Origin of the sequence: Pseudemcibacter sp., assembly GCF_965661635.1 — a bacterium.
Classification (GTDB): Bacteria; Pseudomonadota; Alphaproteobacteria; order Sphingomonadales; family Emcibacteraceae; genus Pseudemcibacter.
This window is the reverse complement of record NZ_CBFIEP010000100.1, coordinates 1-21,043: the sequence shown is the minus strand read 5'-3', so window position 1 is coordinate 21,043 and position 21,043 is coordinate 1. Positions and strand designations below refer to the sequence as shown.

The following is a 21,043-nucleotide window of genomic DNA, read 5'->3' as shown; positions in this document are numbered from 1 at the left end:
CCCTTACTCTTCTTTTTCTCTTACGAGCTTCTTGACTTTTCGGACATAGATACCGCGTTTGATTTTGGAAAGATAATCAATAAAAACCACGCCGTTTAAATGGTCCATTTCGTGTTGAATACAGGTCGCTAGAAGACCGTCCGCATGAATTTCCTTTTCATCACCATTATAATCGATGAAATCGACTTTACATTCTGCGGGCCGCTCAACATCTGCATATTGCTCTGGTATTGAAAGACATCCTTCGTTATAGGTGTTGAATTCTTCTGAAGTCCACGTGATAACTGGATTGATGAAATACATTGGGTTTGGCTCTTCATCGTCTGATGCTATATCAATGACCAAAATGCGCCATAATTTACCAACTTGAACGGCGGCAAGTCCGATACCTGGCGCAGCATACATGGTTTCAAGCATATCATCCAAAAAGGCGCGTACCTTGTCATCCACTTTTTCAACGGGTTCAGACACTTTTTTAAGAAGCGGGTCCGGAACTGTTACAATCGGTAAAATAGCCATAATTTTTCATCTTATCCTTTTAATCTTACAAATGGTAGGTAATATGTGTTGACGATAAGGTCAAGACCATAAGGAGACGGAAAACGTGATCATCGATCAAAATGTCGTAATATTAGCCGGTATGGGCGTGATTGCCTTATTATTATGTGCGGTTCTTTACTTCATTAATAATCGTGCTCGTATGGATAGTGAAGAGAGGCAGATTGCGGCGGATAATGCTGAGCGGCACCTTCTATCGGTATTGCAAATGAATGCTGGACTTGAAGCCCGCATTAAAACCATGTCTGAAAGCCATTCTTTACAACAAGAAGAAATGAAACGAACCATGCATGAAAGACTTGATGCGGTTAGTAAACGTGTTGGCGATAGTTTGGTTCAATCCAATGAAAAAACAGGCGAAAGCCTAGAGAAATTAAAAGAACGTCTAGCTGTTATTGATGAGGCACAAAAAAACATCACAGATTTATCAGGACAGATGGTTGGTTTGCAGGATATTTTATCAAACAAACAAGCGCGTGGTGCTTTTGGTGAAATACAGCTTAACGATCTTGTATCTTCGATCCTTCCGCCGAATGCTTATGAATTTCAAGCTACTCTGGAAAATAAAAGCAGAGCGGACTGTTTAATCAAACTTCCAAATCCACCAGGGTCAATTGTTGTTGATGCGAAGTTTCCGCTTGAAAGTTATCATCGATTAGGAGCCGCTGAAACTGATAATGATAAAAAGCAAGCGAAAGCCGCTTTTAAAACCGATATGATGAAACATGTGAATGATATCGCAGCAAAATATATTTTACCGGGTGTTACGGCTGAATCTGCACTTATGTTTTTGCCGAGCGAAGCGGTTTATGCGGAACTCCATAGTAATTTTACAGATGTTGTTGAAAAATCATATAAAGCAAAAGTTTGGATTGTCAGCCCGACCACTTTGATGGCAACCTTAAATACGGTTCGTGCTGTGCTAAAAGATGCACGTATTCGTGATCAAGCAGGGGTCATTCAAAAACATGTTTCAACGTTATCGGATGATATGGACCGTTTGGATAAACGTGTTTCCAGTCTTCGTAATCATTTTTCCCAAGCGGAAAAAGATATCGATTTAATTGAAACATCAAGCCGTAAAATTCAATCAAAAGCTGATATTATTGAAAAAATACAGCTTGAAGATATAGATGATGTCGAAGATTCGATCGAACCAAAATCAGCACCACAGATCAAATTGTTGATTGATTAATTTAGCGTCATTATTTCGGCTTAATGGTTATATAACTTGACTTCTATTATGACTTTTGATTCTTTAGACACTATGAAAAGCAAAGCGATCATAGCGGCAGTGATACTCGCCGTGGCGGGATGTGCGACCACGCCCCCTAAAAATGTTGCCAATAGTTGCTCTATTCTTGATGAAAAAAGCGACTGGTATAAAGCAACTAAACGTGTTCGTGAAAAATACGGTACGCCAATTCATGTGCAACTGGCAATAATACGTCAGGAAAGTAGTTTTCAGCATGATGCTAAACCGGGCCGTAATTATCTTTTATGGGTAATTCCATGGGGCCGTAAGTCCAGCGCCTACGGATATGCTCAAGTGAAAGATTCCACATGGGAATGGTATATGGATCAAACTGGCAATCATGGCGCCGACCGTGACCGTTTTGAAGATGCGGCAGATTTTGTTGGCTGGTATAGTACTATTTCCCAGCGTACACTCGGAATTTCCAAATGGGATGCCTATAATCAATATCTTGCTTATCACGAAGGACATGGCGGTTTTAAACGTAAAACATATTTAAAGAAAAAATGGTTGATGGGTGTGGCAAAAAAAGTAGATGGTTATTCTAAAACCTACGCCGCACAGCTTCAAGGTTGCGAAGAAGATTTAGGTAGTGGTTTCTCTCTTTGGCCGTTTTAATAATAGTCATTCATTTTACTTTTTATGAACTACCATAGCCCCCACCGCCGGGCGTTTTAATAATAAATACATCACCTTTATTGACAGTAACTTCTTCTGCACTGCCGAGTGATTTAATATTACCGTCTGCTGTATAAAGCCAATTTTCACCGCGTGCGGCATCTTCGCCTCCGTTAAGGCCCATTGGTGATATGTTACGGTTGTTTGAAATAATGGCTGCCTGCATATCTTCTAAAAATTGAATTCGACGTTCAACGCCATCACCACCATTAAAATTACCCTTGCCACCACTATTCTCTCTGATTTTAAACTCTTTCAAAATAACAGGATATCGCCATTCTAACACTTCAGGGTCAGTTAAACGACTATTTGTCATATGACTTTGAATGGCGCTTGCGCCATTGTTTTTGTCGGTTGCGCCCATGCCACCGGCAATGGTTTCATAATATTGGATATCATCATTGCCAAATGTAAAATTATTCATTGTTCCTTGTGATGCCGCCATAGCACCAAAGGCAAGGAACAGACAATTGACAATTGCCTGTGACGTTTCAACGTTTCCAGCGACAACGGCATGGGGAGGTGATGGATTTAAAAGTGTTTTATCAGGCACAATTATTTCAACTGGTTTTAAGCATCCCTGATTTAATGGAATATCATCGTCAACCATGCATCTTAATACATATAGAACGGCGGCGTGACAGATGGCCAATGGGGCATTAAAATTATTATCAAGTTCTGGGCTGGTGCCGTTAAAATTTAATTTTGCGCTTCTATTGGTTTTATCAACCGTCACTTTTACTCGAATGTGGGCACCGTTATCTAATGGATAATCATATTCGGCATTATTTAATTTATAGATGACACGCCTTACGGCTTCTTCCGCATTATTTTGTACATGGTTCATATAAGCTGTGACGGTTTCTTCGCCGTAATGACTTGTGATGCGGTCAAGCTCACTTAACCCCTTTTCGTTGGCGGCAATTTGTCCTTTTAAATCTGCAATATTTTGTTCAGGATTTCGTGCAGGATATTCGGATGACAGTAAAGCATCTTTTAATTCTTTTTCTTTAAAGACACCATTTTCGGCAAGTAGAAAGTCGTCAAATAAAATGCCTTCTTCATTAATATTTTTGGACGTGGGCGGCATCGACCCGGGCGTTATTCCGCCAATATCTGCATGATGCCCTCGAGTGGCAACATAATACGAGGGAAAATCTGCATCTTTTTCAAACCAAGGAGATATCACTGTAATATCCGGTAAATGGGTTCCTCCGTTATATGGGTCATTTAACATATAAACATCACCACGCGACATAACACCATTTCGGTTATGAATTATGGTTTGTATACTCTTACCCATAGATCCAAGGTGTACAGGCATATGTGGGGCGTTGGCGACAAGGTTTCCATTTTTATCAAATAAGGCGCACGAAAAATCAAGACGTTCTTTCATATTAACGGAATGGGCAACATTTTCTAAAACTGCCCCCATTTGTTCGGCAATTGACATAAATAAATTATTGAATATTTCTAATTGTATGGGATCAACATCGGTCCCAATGGCATGATTTCTTTCTAATTCTTCTACTCTTTCAAATATAAGATTATTTTCCTGATCATTATGGGCTTTCCATCCTAACTCGAGATAGTTAGTACCATGATCTTCACGAATGATGGCTGGACCTGTAATTTCTTTTAATCGTGTACCTATTTCATTTCTATGAATAACACTGGCTTCCAGCCATTCTCCTTTACTGTAAACTTTTGTTCTTTCAATGCTAAGTTTTCCATCTGGGTTTTGCTTTTCAAGTTTAACATCACTGGCGCCACCAAATGCTTCTATAGTCAATTTTTCAATTATTAATTCTTTATCTGGTGATATAAACCCAAATTGTTTTTTATGGAGGTTCTCGAATTGTGCTTTCATCGATTGTGTCGATGCGATGTCCACTTCAATTGTACTATCACTACCGTTATATTTAATGTGAGCTTTGCTTGAGAAATTTATTTCTTTCACATTTTGATCAATTAGTTTTGCTTTCGTTTCTCTTGTTAATCGTGTCGCTGTTTCTTCAATGATTTTTTCACTTTCATCGGAAAGTCTTTTTTCGATCGTTTCTTCTTTAATGGTGCGTAAGTCAGCGAGCCCCATGCCAAAAGCACTTAAAACACCGGCAAAACGGTGGAGGAATATTCTTTTGATCCCAAGGGTGTCGGCAATTTTACAGGCATGCTGGCCCCCTGCACCTCCGAAGCTGACAAGTGTATAATCACGTACATCATATCCTTTTTCCGTAGATATTTTTTTGATTGCTGCTGCCATATTCTCTATAGCGATATTAAGAAACCCATCGGCGACTTCTTCAATATTGTTATCAGTCGCGCTTTTGAACTCATTAAATTTCGCTTTAACAATATCAATATCGACACCTTGGTCAGAATTTTCACCAAATGATTTTGGAAAATATTCAGACAGAATAAACCCAAGTAAAAGATTGCAATCAGTTACAGTTAGTGGTCCATCATTTCGGTAACAGGCCGGCCCTGGATATGCACCCGCGCTATCCGGTCCAACGCGAAAACGCTGATCATCATAATGCAAAATGGATCCGCCGCCGGCGGCCACAGTATGAATATTCATCATAGGGGTTCGCATTCGAACACCTGCAACGACGGTTTCATAGGCACGTTCATATTCACCGTTATAATGGCTAACATCTGTTGATGTGCCGCCCATATCAAAACCGATGATTTTATCATATCCACTGTGGCTTGCTGTTCTAACGGCACCGACAATACCGCCGGCTGGACCAGAAAGTATGGCATCCTTGCCATGGAAATGTTTTGAATTTGCTAAGCCGCCATTTGATTGCATAAAATAAAGGGGGATATTTCCGACTTTATCTTCTATCTTTTCAATGTACCTTTTTAAAATTGGACTTAAATAGGCATCTACCACAGTTGTATCGCCGCGCCCCACCAATTTCATAAGCGGGCTTGTTTTATGGCTCGTAGAAATTTGCTTAAAGCCAATTTCTTCCGCTAAATCAGCGAGCTTATTTTCATGGTTTGGATATCGATATCCATGCATGGTCACGATTGCAATTGATGTTATTCCGTTGCGTAAGGCCGTTTCTAAATCTTTACGGATATTTTCAAGGTTTAAAGGCGTGATGATGTCACCATCCGGTCCAATTCTTTCATCAACTTCTATGACCTGCTCGTATAGCTGTTCTGGAAGTTCGACATTTAAATCAAATAGGCGGGGTCGCGCTTGATAGCCAATTCTTAAAGCGTCTTTAAATCCTTTTGTTATCAAGAGTAAGGTAGGATCACCTTTTCGTTCCAATAAAGCGTTGGTGGCGACAGTTGTTCCCATTTTGATTGATTCAATATTATTAGGATCAATTTGTTGATCCGCGTCAGTTCCTGTAAGCCTTTTTATTGCTTCTACGGCGGCATCATCATATTGAGCCGTATTTTCGGAAAGTAATTTTAAGGATGCTACTTGAGCATTAGGGTCACGGGCCACAACATCCGTAAAAGTACCCCCTCGATCAATCCAAAACTGCCATTTATTGTTATCATTCATAGGAAAATTAATTTTTGTAAATGCTAAAGATATTAAGTTTACATCATAATGATTTTCAATCAAATTATAATGCCAATTTTAAATATAGATTTTCACTTCATTTTCTTTTTTTCATTTCATCGCAGAATTATGTTGAATTATCGACTTATATGTGACTTTTATCAAATGGCACATATGTTGATACTGTCTTTCAAGTATTAAATTCAAGGAATTAAAAATGTCTATATGGGGAACAATTCTAGGCGGTGCTGCAGGCATGGCCTTAGGAGGGCCAATTGGTGCTTTACTAGGGGCTGCTGCTGTTCATTATGCTGGCAAAGCGAGTAAGGCAACCCGAGAACAAATAGGGGCCTCGCAAGAGCAGGCTGTTTTTGCAGCTGGATTTATTGCATTATGTGCAAAAATGGCCAAGGCCGATGGCGTTGTCACACGCGATGAAATTGATGTTTTTAAAAAATCATTTCATGTTTCTCCAAGTGAAGCAAAAAAAGTCGGTTGGTTCTTTGATATGGCGAAAAAAGAAGTCACCGGCTTTGAAGGATATGCGACACAACTTTATAGACAATTTCATAATCAACCGGCAGTTCTGGAGCAGGTCATTGACTTGCTTTTTCATATTGCGATGGCCGATGGTGTCATGCATCCGGCAGAGATGGAATATTTGCAGCAGGTTGCAAAAATTTTCAATTTTCCTGAAAATGAATTTGTACGTATTCGCGAAAGCCATATGGGTCCTGATCAGAGCGACCCATATACTATTCTTGGTATTGATCACAATGCCGATGATGCCGCCGTAAAGGCCGCTTACCGTAAACAAATTAAAGAACATCATCCCGATTTATTGATGGCTCAAGGTGTGCCGGAAGAATTAATTGACGTGGCAAATGAGAAAATGTCGGCGATCAATGATGCGTATGATAAGATTTGTAAAATTCGCGGTATTAACTAAAGGAAATATTTGATGCCAATCCGATTTGCACTATTTGCATTATTTGTTTGCTTTATATGGGGCGTGAATTTCGCCGTGATGAAAATCGGATTAGAGCAGCTGGACCCATATCTTTTCGGTCTCATTAGGTTTGCGATTGTTTTGGTATGCTTATTGCCGTGGTTAAAAATATTACCCGGTTCTATGTTCAAATTATTCGTACTTGGTAATTTTATTGGTGGGTTTCAATTTGCTCTTGTATTTTTGGGTATGGATTTAACCAATCATGTTTCTGCAATGTCTGTTGTGGTTCAAATGAATATTCCAATAACGTTAATTCTGGCTCATTTTTTCTTATCTGAAAAGATGAGCTACTGGCGTTCCGGTGGGGTTGTTGTTTCATTTATAGGTGTCTTGATTATAACATTAGAGCCCGCAATTTTAGAAGAAGGGTCGGCCGTATTAGTCATATTAGCCGCCACGATATTATATTCATTAGGTGTTATTCTAATGCGAAAAATGACAGCTATTCCGGTTTTTCAAACACAAGCTTGGGTTTCATTTTATAGCGTACCGGTGTTTTTGCTCATGACATTAATTTTTGAAGAAAACCATATCTCACAAATTGAAAATCTTGATATTGTTGGTATTTCCATGGTCTTATATACGTCAATTCTTTCGACAATTGTTGGATATGGCGGAATGAATTATTTATTAAGACGGTATCCTGTAACATTGATTTCCCCCTCTATGGTCAGCGTTCCTGTTTTTGCAACGATTTCAGCCGTGATTTTCTTAGATGAAGTCATAACACTTAAATTTATTGCGGGAGCTGCGGTTACACTTAGCGGATTAGGTATAATTCATTATCGTGATTGGCAATTAAAAAGACGTTCAAAGGTGATAGCAAATGAAGGTTGTTAAATCACCAAATTTCGATGAACGTCAGAATGGTAAAATCAAATATTTGATACTGCATTATACGGGAATGGCAACCGGTAAAGAAGCATTAGAGAGGCTTTGTTCAAAAGAAGCAAAGGTAAGTGCACATTATCTTATAGAAGAAGATGGTGAAATATTCTTATTGGTTAATGAAGAAAAAAGAGCATGGCATGCGGGGATATCCAAATGGGAAGATGATGTTGGACTAAACGATCTTTCCATTGGGATTGAAATTGTTAATTCGGGGCACCCTTATCCGGGATATGAGAGTGTTTATAAGCCTTTCCCAGAAGCGCAAATGAAATCCGTTATATCGCTTTCAAAGGACATTATAAAAAGACATCAAATTAAACCCTGGCATGTTTTGGGCCACAGCGACATTGCGTGGCGAAGAAAAATCGATCCAGGTGAGTTATTTGATTGGGAGAGCTTGTCTAAGGAAGGCATTGGCGTTTGGGTTACCAAAGATAAAGACATATTAATTGAAAAAGAAAATGCAAATGATTTTCTTAAAAACTTGTCGAAATATGGTTATGATATTGATGGTGTTGACGGAAACACAAGTGAAATAACGACTGCTTTTCAGCGTCATTTTCGTCCAAGCAACATTGATGGTAATATCGATAGAGAAACATATAAAATATTAGAAAATTTACTAGAGCAGAAATCTAATTTATAACTGGCTTTAGTGTTTCGTTGCTATGACGAGAGTTTTCTTTATCACCTACTAAACTATCCGGCAAAGGGTCAATTAAATCGCCAGTGTTAGGGCCAGCGGGACCATTTTTAATAACAATCCCTTTTTTTCCACAACCGCTGATTAAAAATAATGAGCATATTGTAATCATTGGAATTAGGAAAATATTTCTTTTATTCATAGGATTTCTTCTATTTAAAGACTAATTTTGCCCAATCTGCCCGAGATGTAAGGTAATTTCCAGTAAAAAAATATTAAATATTGATATTTTAGTAACTTTATTTGAATATAATCGAGTAAGTTTTCAGTAAACAAGTGAGTGATCGTAGAGAGTTAGAGAAAATGGAAGCTCGAAAAATGGCACGTAAAAATAAAAAAGCCAAGGAAACGAAAGCCGCTAATGCTAATAATGTCAAGGACGGTTTGGTATCATTGCGATCGTTTAAAAGGCGCACTGTTGTGTGGCCTGCCGTATTGATTGTGAATGAGTTTGAATTCAAGTGTATGCTTTATGATATTTCACTTGGTGGCGTAAGATTAAAGCTTGATCTGCCTTTAGCGACAGGGGCCAAAGTAAATATTAAAATTAAAGATTTTGAATTTACCGAAGCACTTGTATCTTGGCATGCGGATGCATTTGTTGGATTAAAGTTCGTAGAAGACGTTTCATATATTGAAAATATGTTTGGGGATTATGCGGAGAGACTGAAATAGATGACTTTTTAAGTCGTTTCTCTTGCATGTTTAATCAAAAAAAGGATAGAAGTACCTGTCAGATGGCTGGAAGATCGCTGCTGCATGAGCAGGAGAGGAAAGTCCGGGCACCACAGAAGAATGGTGCTGGTTAATGGCCAGCGAAGGTAACTTCAGGGATAGTGCCACAGAAAGTAAACCGCCTGCTCGGCAGGTAAGGGTGAAAGGGTGCGGTAAGAGCGCACCGCCTTTTTGGTGACAAAAAGGGCATGGTAAACCCCACCAGGTGCAAAATCGAATAGGAACGACAGGCTTCGGCCGCTTTCTTCTGAAGTGTCGTTCGGGTTGATTGCATGAAGCTTTTGGTAACAAAAGTTCTAGATGAATGATCTTACAAATGGGCAACCATTGGACAGAACCCGGCTTATAGGCCATCTGACATTTTTCTTTTTCTTATTTATTTCAGTGGATTTGATTTTTTATCATTGCTAACATCCATGAGTTTTAATCAATTAATAGGGAACAACTGATGTCAGCCATGAGAATATTTTTAAAAATCGTATTTATTTCAGCTTCATTCGCTGCTTTTTCTGCAAAAGCGAGTGATGGTCTTACGATTAAAGAAATTACTGAAAACGGTAGTTTAAATGGCTCTGTTCCTAGAGGCTTAAAATTTTCACCGGACGGCGCACGAGTTACATTTTTAAAAAGCAGTGATGAAGATGCTCGTGTGTTAGATTTATGGGAATATAATCTAGCCGAGAAAAAAGCACAGTTACTTGTAAAGGCGAGTGACATAACAGGGGGAGAAGAAGAACTTTCCGAAGAAGAACGCGGGCGCCGTGAAAGAATGCGGATCACAAATTTAGGAATCGTAGATTTTTCATGGTCTAGAGAGGGCGATAAATTGCTTTTCCCGCTTGGTGGTGATTTATATGAATATTCCTTAAATGATAGAAAAACAAACAGGCTAACGAACAATCCAGAATATGAATTAGACAGTCGTTTTTCACCTAATGGAAATTATGTGTCTTACATTGAAAACGATAATATTCACGTTGTTGATGTAAAAACGAAGTCCCACAAAACCTTAACTATGTCTAATTCTCCGACCATAAAAAATGGTGTTGCTGAGTTTATTGCAATGGAAGAAATGGACCGTGACACTGGTTATTGGTGGTCAAATGATGAAAAGTATATCGCTTATATTCAATTTGATGAAAAAAATATCGATGAGCGTGGCAGATATGAAATAGTGCGTGACGGGTTTAATGTTCTTAGGGAACGTTATCCACGTGCAGGTAGTAAAAACGTAACCGTTAAATTGGGTATCCTTGAGCTTTCATCGGGTGAAACGAAATGGGTGGACCTTGGTGATGAAGAAGATGTTTATTTACCGCGAGTGAAATGGGTACCTGATAGTAGTGGAGTTTTTTTTCAGAAAGAAAATAGAGGACAAACAAAGCTAGAGCTTATTTTTGCTGATGCGAACACGGCAAGTACGCGCTCAGTGATAATGGAAACATCTGATACTTGGATAAATTTAAATCATGGCTTAACATTTTTAAAAAATGGTTATGAGTTCTTATGGCAATCTGAGCGCAGCGGCTTTAGCCACATTTATCACTATAAGAACGATGGGTCATTAATTAACCAATTAACCGATGGTGATTGGGTTGTTAATGGGTCTATCGCTGCGAATGAAGAAAAGGGTGAGGTTTATTTTATTGGTAACGCCACCGATTATCTTGAAAGGCATTTATATAGTGTGCCTTTAAATAGTAATAAGGAAAAAAAACCTAAAAAGATTTCAAAAAGAGCGGGCTGGCATACAGTTTCTATCGCCGGGGGTGGTCAGAGTTATATTGATAATTTTTCTAATCCAGAAACGCCACCTCAAGTGTCTATCCACAATATGGATGGCTCTCGGTTGATGTGGATTGAAGAAAATCAATTGAAGCAAGGGCACCCATATTATGCGTACAAGCAAAGTCATATTTATCCTGAGTTTGGCGTAATCGAAAATAATGATGGAGATGAACTACATTACCAAATGTATAAACCTGCGAATATGGAAAAGGGTAAGAAATACCCGGTTATCTTTGCGCTATATGGTGGTCCTGGATCGCAACTGGTTCGGAAATCTTGGGGAAATTTATTACATCAAGTATGGGCGCAGGATGGATATGTTGTCTTCACACTTGATAATAGAGGGACGTCGAACAAGGGAACTAAGTTTGCTGGGGCAGTGTATCGTCATATGGGTAAATACGAAGTTGAAGATCAAGTTGCGGGTGCAGAGTATTTAAAAACACTTGATTTTATTGATATGGAAAATGTCGGTGTGCAGGGACATAGTTACGGTGGATATATGGTTTTAATGAGCATGTTTACGGCACCCAATGTATTTAAGGCGGGTGTTTCTGGTGCTCCTGTTACCGATTGGCGTTTATATGATACGCATTATACTGAACGTTTTCTAGGTCATACTGAAGGTGGGAAAGATGTCTATGATAAAAGCAGCGTCTTCCCATATGTAGAAGGTTTAAAAGGTAAACTTTTAGTCCTTCATGGTATGGCGGATGATAATGTTTTATTTAACCATACCAGTATGTTACTTGATGAAATGCAGCAAAAAGCAATCCAGTTTGACTTTATGGCGTACCCTGGTCAAACACATCGTTTGGGAAGCGACCGAATGCGCCGCAGGCATGTCTATGAAACGATGAAACGTTATTTTGATGACCATCTAAAATAGTGCTGAAAAAAAACGTTAAATTTTTGTTAACGGATTGAATATATCCTTAAAGGGTAAAACCTGAAAAGGATTAGTATGACTTTTGATGATATGAAAAAAGCGTCTAAGGCCGTTCGTAAGCATAAAAGACGTGCTGTTAAGCTTAATGTTTCAGTTGATGTGAACGGTAAATTATTTTCTTGTACTGCATATGATGTTTCATTAGGTGGTGTGCGTTTGAAAGTTGATGCTCCAATATTTGAAAATGAAAATGTAAGTATTAATTTCGAAGATAACCTTCAACACATAGCGAAGGTCGTATGGGTTTCAGCTGGATACGTTGGATTAAATTTCAATGATAGACCGCAAAAAATAAAAGAGCATCTAAGCGGCATCACAACAAATTTATCATAAGATAGTAGCGCTTACTTTTTTGCTATGACTTTTAAAAAGATTGTCTTATAAAAAAGTAAGGGGTTAAAAATGGTTAAGAAGATGGGAATTTAGTTATTAACGATAATTCTGAATTTAAGCAGCGTAAAAGCAAAAGACAAAATGTTCTTTTGAAATCAAGTATTGATGTAGGCAGCTACTTATTTGATGCTGTTACTTATGACCTTTCACTTTATGGTGCTAAAATTAAATTAAACATTCCTCTCGAAAGAGGGGCAGATTTTGACATTGAAATTAAAGGTAACCCTAAAATACCTTCTAAAGTATCTTGGGCTGAGAATGGCTTTATCGGCTTAGAATTTAAATACCCACCTGACCGCGTGAAAACGATCTTTGGATCGCTCGGCGACCGATTATAATTTAAGTCACATCAAATATTTTCCCACTTTCCCCGATTCTCTATGAAAACCCGAGTCTTAGTCCTATTTTATGCACATTTAAGTGCTTTTTTATCCTTTATCCCATAAAAACCCATTTATGGCATTTTTGTTGTGTTTGCATTTACGTTTATATGCGAGGGCGTATATTTATTTAAGTATTTGAAAAATAAGTACTTTTATATTTAATTTCCGCAATTAATAATTTTTTAATCCCATTTAATTCATATTAAATCCCATTGACGGGCATAATATCCCATGATATTCCATTTAAGGGTAGCAATGGGGCGAAATTTCCACTGCAATCAAATTAAAAACAAATTAAGATTTGCTGGACGACTAAATGCCATTATTTATGTCTAAATACACCAATAAGGTGGACCGGAAAGGGCGCGTTTCTGTGCCTGCACAATTCCGCGCAGCTCTTCCTAGTGGGTTTCAGAAATCGATTGTCGCTTATCAGGCCGTTAATCACGATGCGATTGAGTGTTGTGACCTTCTTCACATAGAAAAAGTAAATGATAGCTTAGATGGATTTGCTCCTTATTCAGATGAACATGAAGAATTTAGTCTTGCCCTTATGTCAGGGTTGGTTGAATTAACGTTCGATGGAAATGGCAGAATTATATTGCCACAAGAATTAATGGAGTTTGCGGGCATTACAGAATATGCCACTTTTGCCGGCAAAGGAAAAACTTTTCAAATTTGGGAACCGGAAGCGTTCAAGCAAGAATTGGATAAAGCGCGTCATAAGGTCAAAGAAAAAAGATCTATGTTACGTTTTCGTGTGGATAAGGATGATGGAGGAGATCATGGTCGCCGATAAGCATGATGCTCTGCGCGATTATCAAAGTTCTGATCATATATCTGTAATGCTTAATGAAGTGTTAGAGGCGCTTTCACTTGAAAAAGATAAGACATATGTTGACGGCACATTTGGTGCAGGGGGGTATAGTCGAGCGATCTTAGAAAAAAATGTTTCAATGCTTTGGGCAATAGACAGAGATTCAAATGTTGTTGCGACTGCAAATAAATTAAAAAGCATGTACCCTGGAAAGTTTGATCTTCTTCAAGGGTGTTTTTCGGAAATGAAATCTTTACTTGAAGCACAAGGTCAAAATTATGTGGACGGCATAGTATTGGATATTGGCGTTTCTTCAATGCAGCTTGACCAGGCGGAGCGTGGTTTTTCATTCATGCAAGATGGACCTCTTGATATGCGCATGAGTGACCATGGCATGACGGCAGCAGATGTTGTTAACAATACTGAAGAAGAAGAGTTGGCCAATATAATTTATCAATATGGTGAAGAAAGAGCGTCAAGACGTGTAGCAAAAGCAATCGTTAAAGCTCGTGAAGAGAAGAATTTCACAAGAACTTTAGAACTTTCAAAAGTGGTTGAAGCTGCGGTTGGTGGACCTAAGTATAAAAAAGGTAAAAAGCAAATTCATGGCGCAACTAGAACATTTCAAGCGTTAAGAATTTTTGTCAATGATGAGCTTGGTGAATTAAAGAGGGCGCTAGTTGCAGCTGAAAATATTTTATCACCGGGCGGTCGTTTATGTGTTGTTACATTTCATTCATTAGAGGACCGAATAGTAAAAGAATTTTTCAAAATTAGAAGTGGTGAAGCATCGCGAGGTTCACGTCATATGCCGGCAGGGGAATTGGAGCAAAACCCACCTTCATTTGAAATGTTGTTCCGCGGTGGAAAAAAAGCATCTCAAGAAGAAATCAAAAATAATACACGTTCCCGTTCAGCAAAATTAAGAGCGGCCATCAGAACAGATGCGCCAGTTTGGCAAAAGGAATTTGCGGCATGATAAAATTATTCGCACTATTTACAGTTTTGACAGTCATTATTTCTACAGCTGCTGTTTATAATTTAAAGCAGGGAACATACGACCTTGAAGAAGAAAAGCGCACAATTAGCTCTAAAATACTTAAAGACCGAGAGGCAATAAAAGTTCTGAAGGCCGAGATGGCATATTTGTCACGGCCAGAACGTATAGAACGTTTAAGCAAAAGACATCTGGTTCTTGCATCCACAACGAATGAACAAATGGTTTCTGATGTTAAGGAATTAAGCGAAAGAGAAAATGTTCAATTGGTTAGCTTGCCTATAGATAACTTTAAACCATTTTTACCGCGCCCAAAACCAGACCCTTCTGCTGTAAGTAAAGCTCCTATTTACCCGTCAAATGGTGAGCAAGTTGTGGCGATAGATTTTGATGCAACAAAAGAAAAAGAAGAAGTTAAGAGAGATGTGCCTGAGACATTGAGTCTCTATGATCGAATTTTAGCCAAAATAGGTAATTAAAAGGATAAGAAAAGTGAAACCAATTGACTTGCGAGTGGAAGGCGTACGCCAGGGAGCAATAGAGGTTGTTCGAAATCGCATGATTATTGTGATGGCTTTATTTGCGCTTGGCTTTGTCACATTAAGTTTCAAGTTGGTTTCAGTCGGTGTTTTTCAAGCAAATAAAGAAATTGGCTACAGAACAGCTAGTGCGAATAATGCCCTGTTGATGGCGAGAGCAGATATTGTTGATAGAAATGGTGTTGTTCTTGCTACAAATTTAAAGACGCCATCATTAGGTGTTAATCCTCATAAAATTAATGATCCAGAATTATTATCATATCGGATAAAAGAGGTGCTTCCGAGCCTTAAACGCGATGATATTCTAGCAACATTAACTTCCGAACGCCGCCATGCCTGGATAAAAAGAAAACTAACGCCGAAGCAAATGTTTGAAATCAATAAGCTTGGTGAGCCTGGTTTAGTATTTTCGGATGCAGAAAAAAGAATTTACCCTCATGGAAGTCTTGTATCACACGTTTTAGGTTCTGTTGGTGTTGATAATCAGCCTTCTGCGGGTGTAGAATTGTATTTTAATGAACGTCTTTCTGATCCGCTATGTTCCGAAGAGCCATTAGAGCTTTCGATTGATATTAGACTTCAACATATTTTAAATCAGGAACTAAATAATTATATGGAAAAATTCTCTGCCAAAGGCGGAGCGGGATTAATCTTAGATGCAAAAACGGGTGAAGTTTTGGCCCTGTCGTCATTGCCTGATTTTGATCCAAATGAAAATAATGACCCGACTGACCCAAGTCGGTTTAATCAAATCCTGCAAGGGGTTTATGAATTAGGTTCCGGTTTTAAAACCTTTACTATTGCATCTGGACTAGAAAGTAATGTTGTTGACTTAGGGGGTGGTTATGATGCGTCAAAACCTGTGCGCGTATCAGGTTTTACCATCCATGATGACCATGCTAAAAATAGATGGTTAAGCGTACCTGAAATTTATGTTTATTCATCTAACATTGGTACACTCAAAATGGCACAAGAAATTGGTGTGGATGGGCAAAAAGAATTCTTCGAGAAATTAGGTTTATTTAGAAAAACTGATATTGAAATTCATGAAAAAGGGAACCCCATACTACCTTACCAATGGGGCCCTACAGAGCTTGTTACCACGTCTTATGGGCACGGTATAGCGGTTACGCCACTTCATTTAGCCAGTGGTGTTGCGGCCATGATTAATGGCGGACGCCTTAATCCTGCCACCTTAATCAGAAAAGATGCAAAACAAGTTCAAACAGTGTCTTATGAGCAGGATGAGTTCCAGGTCATTTCACCAGAAACTAGTGAAGTTATGAGAAACCTTATGCATTTGGTGGTGGAGTTTGGTACCGGAAAAAGCGCAAAAGTAGACGGATATTTGATTGGCGGTAAAACGGGAACAGCCAATAAAGCAGCTGAAAAAGGCGATGGCTTTAGAGGTTATAAAAAAGAGATTATTTCTTCTTTTGTTGCGGCCTTTCCAATTAATGATCCGCAGTATGTAATTTTTGCAATGCTTGATGAACCTCACGGCATTAAAGAGACATTTAATATGGCGTCTGGCGGTTGGACCGCCGCACCCATGGTTGGCAATATTATCAGAAAAGTAGGCCCATTAATGGGGATTAAGCCAGCACAAACGAACGACATTGAATTTGAAGAAATGATGCTAGTGTCCGGAACGGAAGAATGAATTTAAAAGAAATTTTAAATAATAATGATGAACTCTATGATGTCGATATTAAAGGCATTACTGCTGATAGCCGTAAGGTTGAAAAAGGGTTTATGTTCGTTGCGCTGCCTGGATTAAAATTTAATGGTGCGGATTTCATCGATAATGCCATCGCAGCGGGAGCGATTGCAATACTTTGCATTGAAGACGCAAGAACCCAAAATCAAGATGTTATTTGGTTAACCCACGAAAATCCGGCACAAGTCTTCCCAAAATATGTTTCTCGTTTTTTCCAAGACCAACCGTCAAATATTGCTGCTGTTACAGGTACGAATGGTAAAACATCGGTTGCATTCTTCACGCAGCAAATTTGGAGCCATATGGGCATTAAGGCGGCCTCCGTTGGAACATTGGGGATCCATGCGGATGGATATGATCAAAGAACTGGACTTACGACACCAGATCCTGTTGTCATTCATCAAGCGTTAAAAGAATTAAGTGATCTTGATGTTAGTCATGTGGTTTTTGAAGCATCAAGTCATGGATTAGATCAATATAGACTTGAAGGTGTGGATATTTCTGCGGCGGCATTTACCAACTTAACACATGACCATCTTGACTATCATGAAACGGTTGAAGAATATTTTAAGGCAAAAAAACGTTTATTTTCGGAACTGCTTCCTTCTCAAAGAACCGCTGTTCTTAATGTAGATTGCCCACTGGTAAAAGATGTGCAGCAAATTTGTGAAGAACGTGGCCATCGTATTATCACGGTTGGGCGACATGATGGTGATATTAGATTGCTTGATCAAAGATCATCACCATCAGGTCAAGAAATAACAGTGAGTTATAAGTCAGAAATACATGATATTTTGCTGCCGCTCGTGGGCAATTTTCAAGCATCCAACGCTCTGATGGCTTTAGGGCTTGTTATAGGATGCGGTGGCAATGTTAAAGAAGCATTTAAGGCGCTAGCTTATTTAAGGCCTGTGCGAGGCCGAATGGAACAAGCTGGTCGTCATCCGAATGGCGGACGCATTTATGTGGATTATGCCCATACACCAGATGCACTTGAAACGGTGTTAAAATCATTGAAACCCCATGTGAGAGGGAATTTATCTGTTGTCTTTGGCTGCGGTGGCGATCGTGATCGAGCCAAGAGAAAAGTGATGGGTGAGATCGCAGAAAAATTTGCCGATAAAGCTTATGTAACAGACGACAACCCTCGTTCAGAATTTCCAATTGAAATTAGACGAGAGATTATGAAGGGCTGCCCTAAAGGTATTGACGCAGGCGAGCGTGCTGGCGCCATTCGTCGGGCTGTACTTGAAATGGAAGAAGGCGACATTTTATTGGTCGCCGGTAAAGGTCATGAACAAGGGCAAACCATTGGCGATACCGTATATGAATTCGATGACGTCACCGTCGTAAGATCGGCGATTGTCGCCGCTGAACAGCAGAATAATTTAGAAACCAGAAGAGCAAATTAGAAAGGCAGTCAGGCATGAGTTTATTGCCACTATGGACATCACAAGAATTGGAAGCCGTTTTCAACGTGAGCATTAATGCGCGTTGGAATTCATACGGGGTTTCCATTGATAGTCGTTCTATAGAAAAAGGGGATCTCTTTTTTGGGTTAACGGGGGATAATTTTGATGGTCATGCTTATGTAAAGGTCGCACTTGATTCTGGTGCTGCTGGCGCCATCGTCAGCAAAAAAGTTGAAGGTGTAGACCCTGATAAACTTGTCATTGTTTCAGATGTAATGGAGGCGCTTGTTGCCCTTGGTAAAGCGGGACGTGCGCGTGTAGATGTTCCGATTATCGCTGTAACAGGTAGCGTAGGTAAAACTGGTACAAAAGAAGCTTTAAAGGCTGCATTGTCACGTTATAAAAAAACTCATGCGAGCGTATTAAGTTACAACAATGATGTTGGTGTTCCGTTGTCATTGGCCCGTATGCCTTATGACGTGGAATATGGTATTTTTGAACTCGGAATGAACCATAGCGGTGAAATCCGTGAACTCGTCAAGCTTGTCCGTCCGGACGTATGCATTATAACAACGGTAGAACTTGCGCATAGTGAATTTTTTGAAAATGTGGAGGAAATTGCCGACGCGAAAGCCGAGATATTCACGACATTGAATGGTAAAGGCACCGCGATCATTAATCGTGACAACCCACATTATGAAAGATTGAAAACAAGAGCCATTGAGGCAAATGTGGGTGAGATTATTTCATTTGGTAGCCATAAGGAAGCAGATGTAAAAGTATTGCGTCATTATTTTCATGATACTTGCAGCTGCGTTATTGCGGACATTTCTGGCAGAACGATGAGTTATAAAGTTGGCATGCTTGGATATCATTGGGTAATGAATTCAATGGCCGTATTGGCTGCAGTTGATGCGGTTGGTGCCGACCTTGGTTTAAGTGGGCTTGGACTTGCTGAATTGACACCACTCGCGGGACGTGGTCGTCGGGACCGTATTTATTATGATATTGCAACGGATGCTTCATTATTACTTATAGATGAAAGCTATAACGCCAATCCAGCAAGTATGAAGGCAGCCATTAAAACACTTGGTGAATGCGAAAGTTCCGAGGAAGGGCGTAAAATCGCTGTTCTTGGTGATATGGCAGAGCTTGGTGAACAGGCTGATGAAATGCATATTGGTTTAGCATCTACATTATATGAAGCAGAAGTTGACCGTATATTTCTTGTCGGCAGTCACATGAAGAAATTGGCTGATCAGGTTAATAATCAATATCCAGAAATCTATGTGAGTTATTTTAATGATAAGGCGGCCCTAGAGCGTGCTTTATTAAGTGATTTGCATGATCACGATATCATTATGGTTAAAGGGTCAAATTCAAGTGGAATGTTTGATGTTGTCAAAAAATTAAAATGCTTGGATATCAACCAAGATAAACAGGCAATGAACGGATAAGAAAAGGTAAAATAGATGCTCTATGAATTACTAACATCTATGAGTGATGATTACGGTACTCTGAATGTGTTTAATTATTTAACATTCAGAACCGGGATATCGTTATTTACTGCCTTTCTTATAAGTTTTCTGCTTGGGCCGCGCGTTATATTTATGTTGAAAGCCAAACAAAAAAAAGGCCAACCCATTCGTGATGATGGCCCTGAAAGTCACATTTTGACTAAGCAAGGCACGCCAACGATGGGTGGTTTTTTGATATTGCTAGGCTTAAGTGCAGGGACGCTTTTATGGGCTGATTTATCAAACCCTTATATTTGGGCCTGTTTGTTGGTGACAACGGGTCTTGGTTTTATAGGGTTTCTTGACGATTATGCAAAAATAACGCGTTCAAGCACAGCAGGTGTTTCAGGTAAGGTTAAATTATTATTGGAAATTGCAATATCTTTAGGGGCTGTTTTGATTATTATGAATACGGCTGGTGAAGAATATGGCAGTAAACTTGCATTACCATTCTTAAAAGACGTGATGGTTGATCTTGGGTGGTTTATGATACCATTTGCAATATTCGTTTTGGTTGGCGCATCCAATAGCGTCAATTTAACGGATGGCCTTGATGGTCTTGCTATTGTTCCTGTGATTATTGCTTCTGGAACCTTTGCAATTATTGCGTATGTCGTCGGAAATGTTGTTTATACAGATTATTTAAATCTGACCTATATTCAGGGAACGGGTGAACTTGCAGTATTTTTGGCTGCTACCATTGGCGCAGGATTAGGCTTTCTTTGGTATAACGCTCCGCCCGCGATGGTATTTATGGGTGACACTGGAAGCCTGTCACTCGGTGGTGCATTAGGTGCCGTTAGTGTCATTACAAAACATGAAATTGTATTAGCGATCGTCGGGGGGCTTTTTGTTTTAGAAACGGTTTCCGTCATTGTTCAAGTTGCGTCATTCAAACTGACTGGAAAGCGTGTTTTCAGAATGGCGCCAATACATCATCATTATGAGAAAAAAGGATGGGCAGAACCGACAATTGTTATTCGGTTTTGGATCATTGCAGTTTTGCTTGCGCTTGTTGGGCTCGCAACATTGAAGTTGAGATAAGAGGGAAAAATGTCAACATTTTCAAGGACAGATAATAGTGTATTGAGCACATGGTGGTGGACAGTCGATAGATGGCTTTTAATGTCGATTGCATTACTTATTACAATCGGAATTGTT

The 21,043-nt window shown here is 39.3% G+C and carries 19 protein-coding genes and 1 other RNA gene; 17 read left to right on the top strand and 3 right to left on the bottom strand.

Going from position 1 to position 21,043, the window contains the following annotated elements; genetic code table 11:
• Nucleotides 1–3: 3 nt before the first annotated feature.
• The gene (def, locus tag ACTF6W_RS06935) at nucleotides 4–519 is read right to left on the bottom strand and encodes a peptide deformylase (protein WP_438993813.1); all 516 of its coding nucleotides are present in this window, start codon (nucleotides 517–519) and stop codon (nucleotides 4–6) included.
• Between the two features lie 85 nt (nucleotides 520–604).
• Here def and ACTF6W_RS06930 point away from each other — a divergent pair, with 85 nt between their 5' ends.
• On the top strand, nucleotides 605–1,753 hold the full coding sequence (locus ACTF6W_RS06930; RefSeq protein ID WP_438993812.1) for a DNA recombination protein RmuC: 1,149 nt from the start codon (nucleotides 605–607) through the stop codon (nucleotides 1,751–1,753).
• 48 nt (nucleotides 1,754–1,801) lie between these two features.
• Complete coding sequence (locus ACTF6W_RS06925; protein WP_438993811.1) at nucleotides 1,802–2,431, top strand: transglycosylase SLT domain-containing protein; 630 nt, start codon at nucleotides 1,802–1,804, stop codon at nucleotides 2,429–2,431.
• A 22-nt stretch (nucleotides 2,432–2,453) separates the two neighbouring features.
• On the opposite strand, the gene ACTF6W_RS06920 is transcribed toward ACTF6W_RS06925, so the two are convergent.
• Nucleotides 2,454–6,026, bottom strand: a complete 3,573-nt coding sequence (locus ACTF6W_RS06920; protein WP_438993810.1) for a hydantoinase B/oxoprolinase family protein — start codon at nucleotides 6,024–6,026, stop codon at nucleotides 2,454–2,456.
• Between the two features lie 217 nt (nucleotides 6,027–6,243).
• Between ACTF6W_RS06920 and ACTF6W_RS06915 the strand changes: the two genes are divergently transcribed.
• From ACTF6W_RS06915 to ACTF6W_RS06905, 3 genes are read left to right on the top strand one after another with little or no spacing between them, the layout of a single operon-like run.
• Nucleotides 6,244–6,975: a TerB family tellurite resistance protein gene (locus ACTF6W_RS06915; protein ID WP_438993809.1), complete on the top strand. Its 732-nt coding sequence runs from the start codon at nucleotides 6,244–6,246 to the stop codon at nucleotides 6,973–6,975.
• Between the two features lie 12 nt (nucleotides 6,976–6,987).
• Nucleotides 6,988–7,878, top strand: coding sequence for a DMT family transporter (locus ACTF6W_RS06910; protein ID WP_438993808.1), 891 nt, complete (start codon nucleotides 6,988–6,990; stop codon nucleotides 7,876–7,878).
• Nucleotides 7,865–8,575, top strand: coding sequence for an N-acetylmuramoyl-L-alanine amidase (locus tag ACTF6W_RS06905; RefSeq protein ID WP_438993807.1), 711 nt, complete (start codon nucleotides 7,865–7,867; stop codon nucleotides 8,573–8,575). Before ACTF6W_RS06910 ends, ACTF6W_RS06905 begins: the two co-directional genes overlap by 14 nt.
• Here the strand turns inward: ACTF6W_RS06905 and ACTF6W_RS06900 are convergent.
• Nucleotides 8,565–8,774 (bottom strand): hypothetical protein, encoded by a 210-nt coding sequence (locus ACTF6W_RS06900; protein ID WP_438993806.1) that lies wholly within the window; start codon nucleotides 8,772–8,774, stop codon nucleotides 8,565–8,567. The genes ACTF6W_RS06905 and ACTF6W_RS06900 overlap by 11 nt on opposite strands.
• A 134-nt stretch (nucleotides 8,775–8,908) precedes the next feature.
• On the opposite strand from ACTF6W_RS06900, the gene ACTF6W_RS06895 reads away from it, so the two are divergent.
• From ACTF6W_RS06895 to mraY, 12 genes are all read left to right on the top strand, one after another.
• Nucleotides 8,909–9,307, top strand: a complete 399-nt coding sequence (locus ACTF6W_RS06895) for a PilZ domain-containing protein (protein ID WP_438993805.1) — start codon at nucleotides 8,909–8,911, stop codon at nucleotides 9,305–9,307.
• A gap of 58 nt (nucleotides 9,308–9,365) precedes the next feature.
• Nucleotides 9,366–9,729, top strand: an RNA gene (gene rnpB, locus ACTF6W_RS06890) — RNase P RNA component class A.
• Between the two features lie 86 nt (nucleotides 9,730–9,815).
• Nucleotides 9,816–12,044, top strand: a complete 2,229-nt coding sequence (locus ACTF6W_RS06885) for a DPP IV N-terminal domain-containing protein (RefSeq protein WP_438993804.1) — start codon at nucleotides 9,816–9,818, stop codon at nucleotides 12,042–12,044.
• Nucleotides 12,045–12,119: 75 nt separating this feature from the next.
• Complete coding sequence (locus tag ACTF6W_RS06880; RefSeq protein WP_438993803.1) at nucleotides 12,120–12,437, top strand: PilZ domain-containing protein; 318 nt, start codon at nucleotides 12,120–12,122, stop codon at nucleotides 12,435–12,437.
• Nucleotides 12,438–12,532: 95 nt separating this feature from the next.
• Entirely contained in the window at nucleotides 12,533–12,835 is a 303-nt protein-coding gene (locus ACTF6W_RS06875) for a PilZ domain-containing protein (protein ID WP_438993835.1), read from the top strand.
• 361 nt (nucleotides 12,836–13,196) lie between these two features.
• Entirely contained in the window at nucleotides 13,197–13,679 is a 483-nt protein-coding gene (locus ACTF6W_RS06870; protein WP_438993802.1) for a division/cell wall cluster transcriptional repressor MraZ, read from the top strand.
• Nucleotides 13,666–14,676 (top strand): 16S rRNA (cytosine(1402)-N(4))-methyltransferase RsmH, encoded by a 1,011-nt coding sequence (gene rsmH / locus ACTF6W_RS06865; RefSeq protein ID WP_438993801.1) that lies wholly within the window; start codon nucleotides 13,666–13,668, stop codon nucleotides 14,674–14,676. The genes ACTF6W_RS06870 and rsmH overlap by 14 nt, the downstream gene beginning before the upstream one ends.
• On the top strand, nucleotides 14,673–15,173 hold the full coding sequence (ftsL, locus tag ACTF6W_RS06860; protein ID WP_438993800.1) for a cell division protein FtsL: 501 nt from the start codon (nucleotides 14,673–14,675) through the stop codon (nucleotides 15,171–15,173). The genes rsmH and ftsL overlap by 4 nt, the downstream gene beginning before the upstream one ends.
• Nucleotides 15,174–15,186: 13 nt before the next feature.
• Nucleotides 15,187–16,896 (top strand): peptidoglycan D,D-transpeptidase FtsI family protein, encoded by a 1,710-nt coding sequence (locus ACTF6W_RS06855; RefSeq protein WP_438993799.1) that lies wholly within the window; start codon nucleotides 15,187–15,189, stop codon nucleotides 16,894–16,896.
• A complete protein-coding gene (locus ACTF6W_RS06850) occupies nucleotides 16,893–18,365 on the top strand; it encodes a UDP-N-acetylmuramoyl-L-alanyl-D-glutamate--2,6-diaminopimelate ligase (RefSeq protein ID WP_438993798.1) in 1,473 nt (490 codons plus the stop codon). The genes ACTF6W_RS06855 and ACTF6W_RS06850 overlap by 4 nt, the downstream gene beginning before the upstream one ends.
• A 14-nt stretch (nucleotides 18,366–18,379) precedes the next feature.
• Nucleotides 18,380–19,822 (top strand): UDP-N-acetylmuramoyl-tripeptide--D-alanyl-D-alanine ligase, encoded by a 1,443-nt coding sequence (locus tag ACTF6W_RS06845; RefSeq protein ID WP_438993797.1) that lies wholly within the window; start codon nucleotides 18,380–18,382, stop codon nucleotides 19,820–19,822.
• Nucleotides 19,823–19,837: 15 nt separating this feature from the next.
• On the top strand, nucleotides 19,838–20,926 hold the full coding sequence (gene mraY / locus ACTF6W_RS06840) for a phospho-N-acetylmuramoyl-pentapeptide-transferase (protein WP_438993796.1): 1,089 nt from the start codon (nucleotides 19,838–19,840) through the stop codon (nucleotides 20,924–20,926).
• The last annotated feature ends 117 nt before the right edge of the window (nucleotides 20,927–21,043 follow it).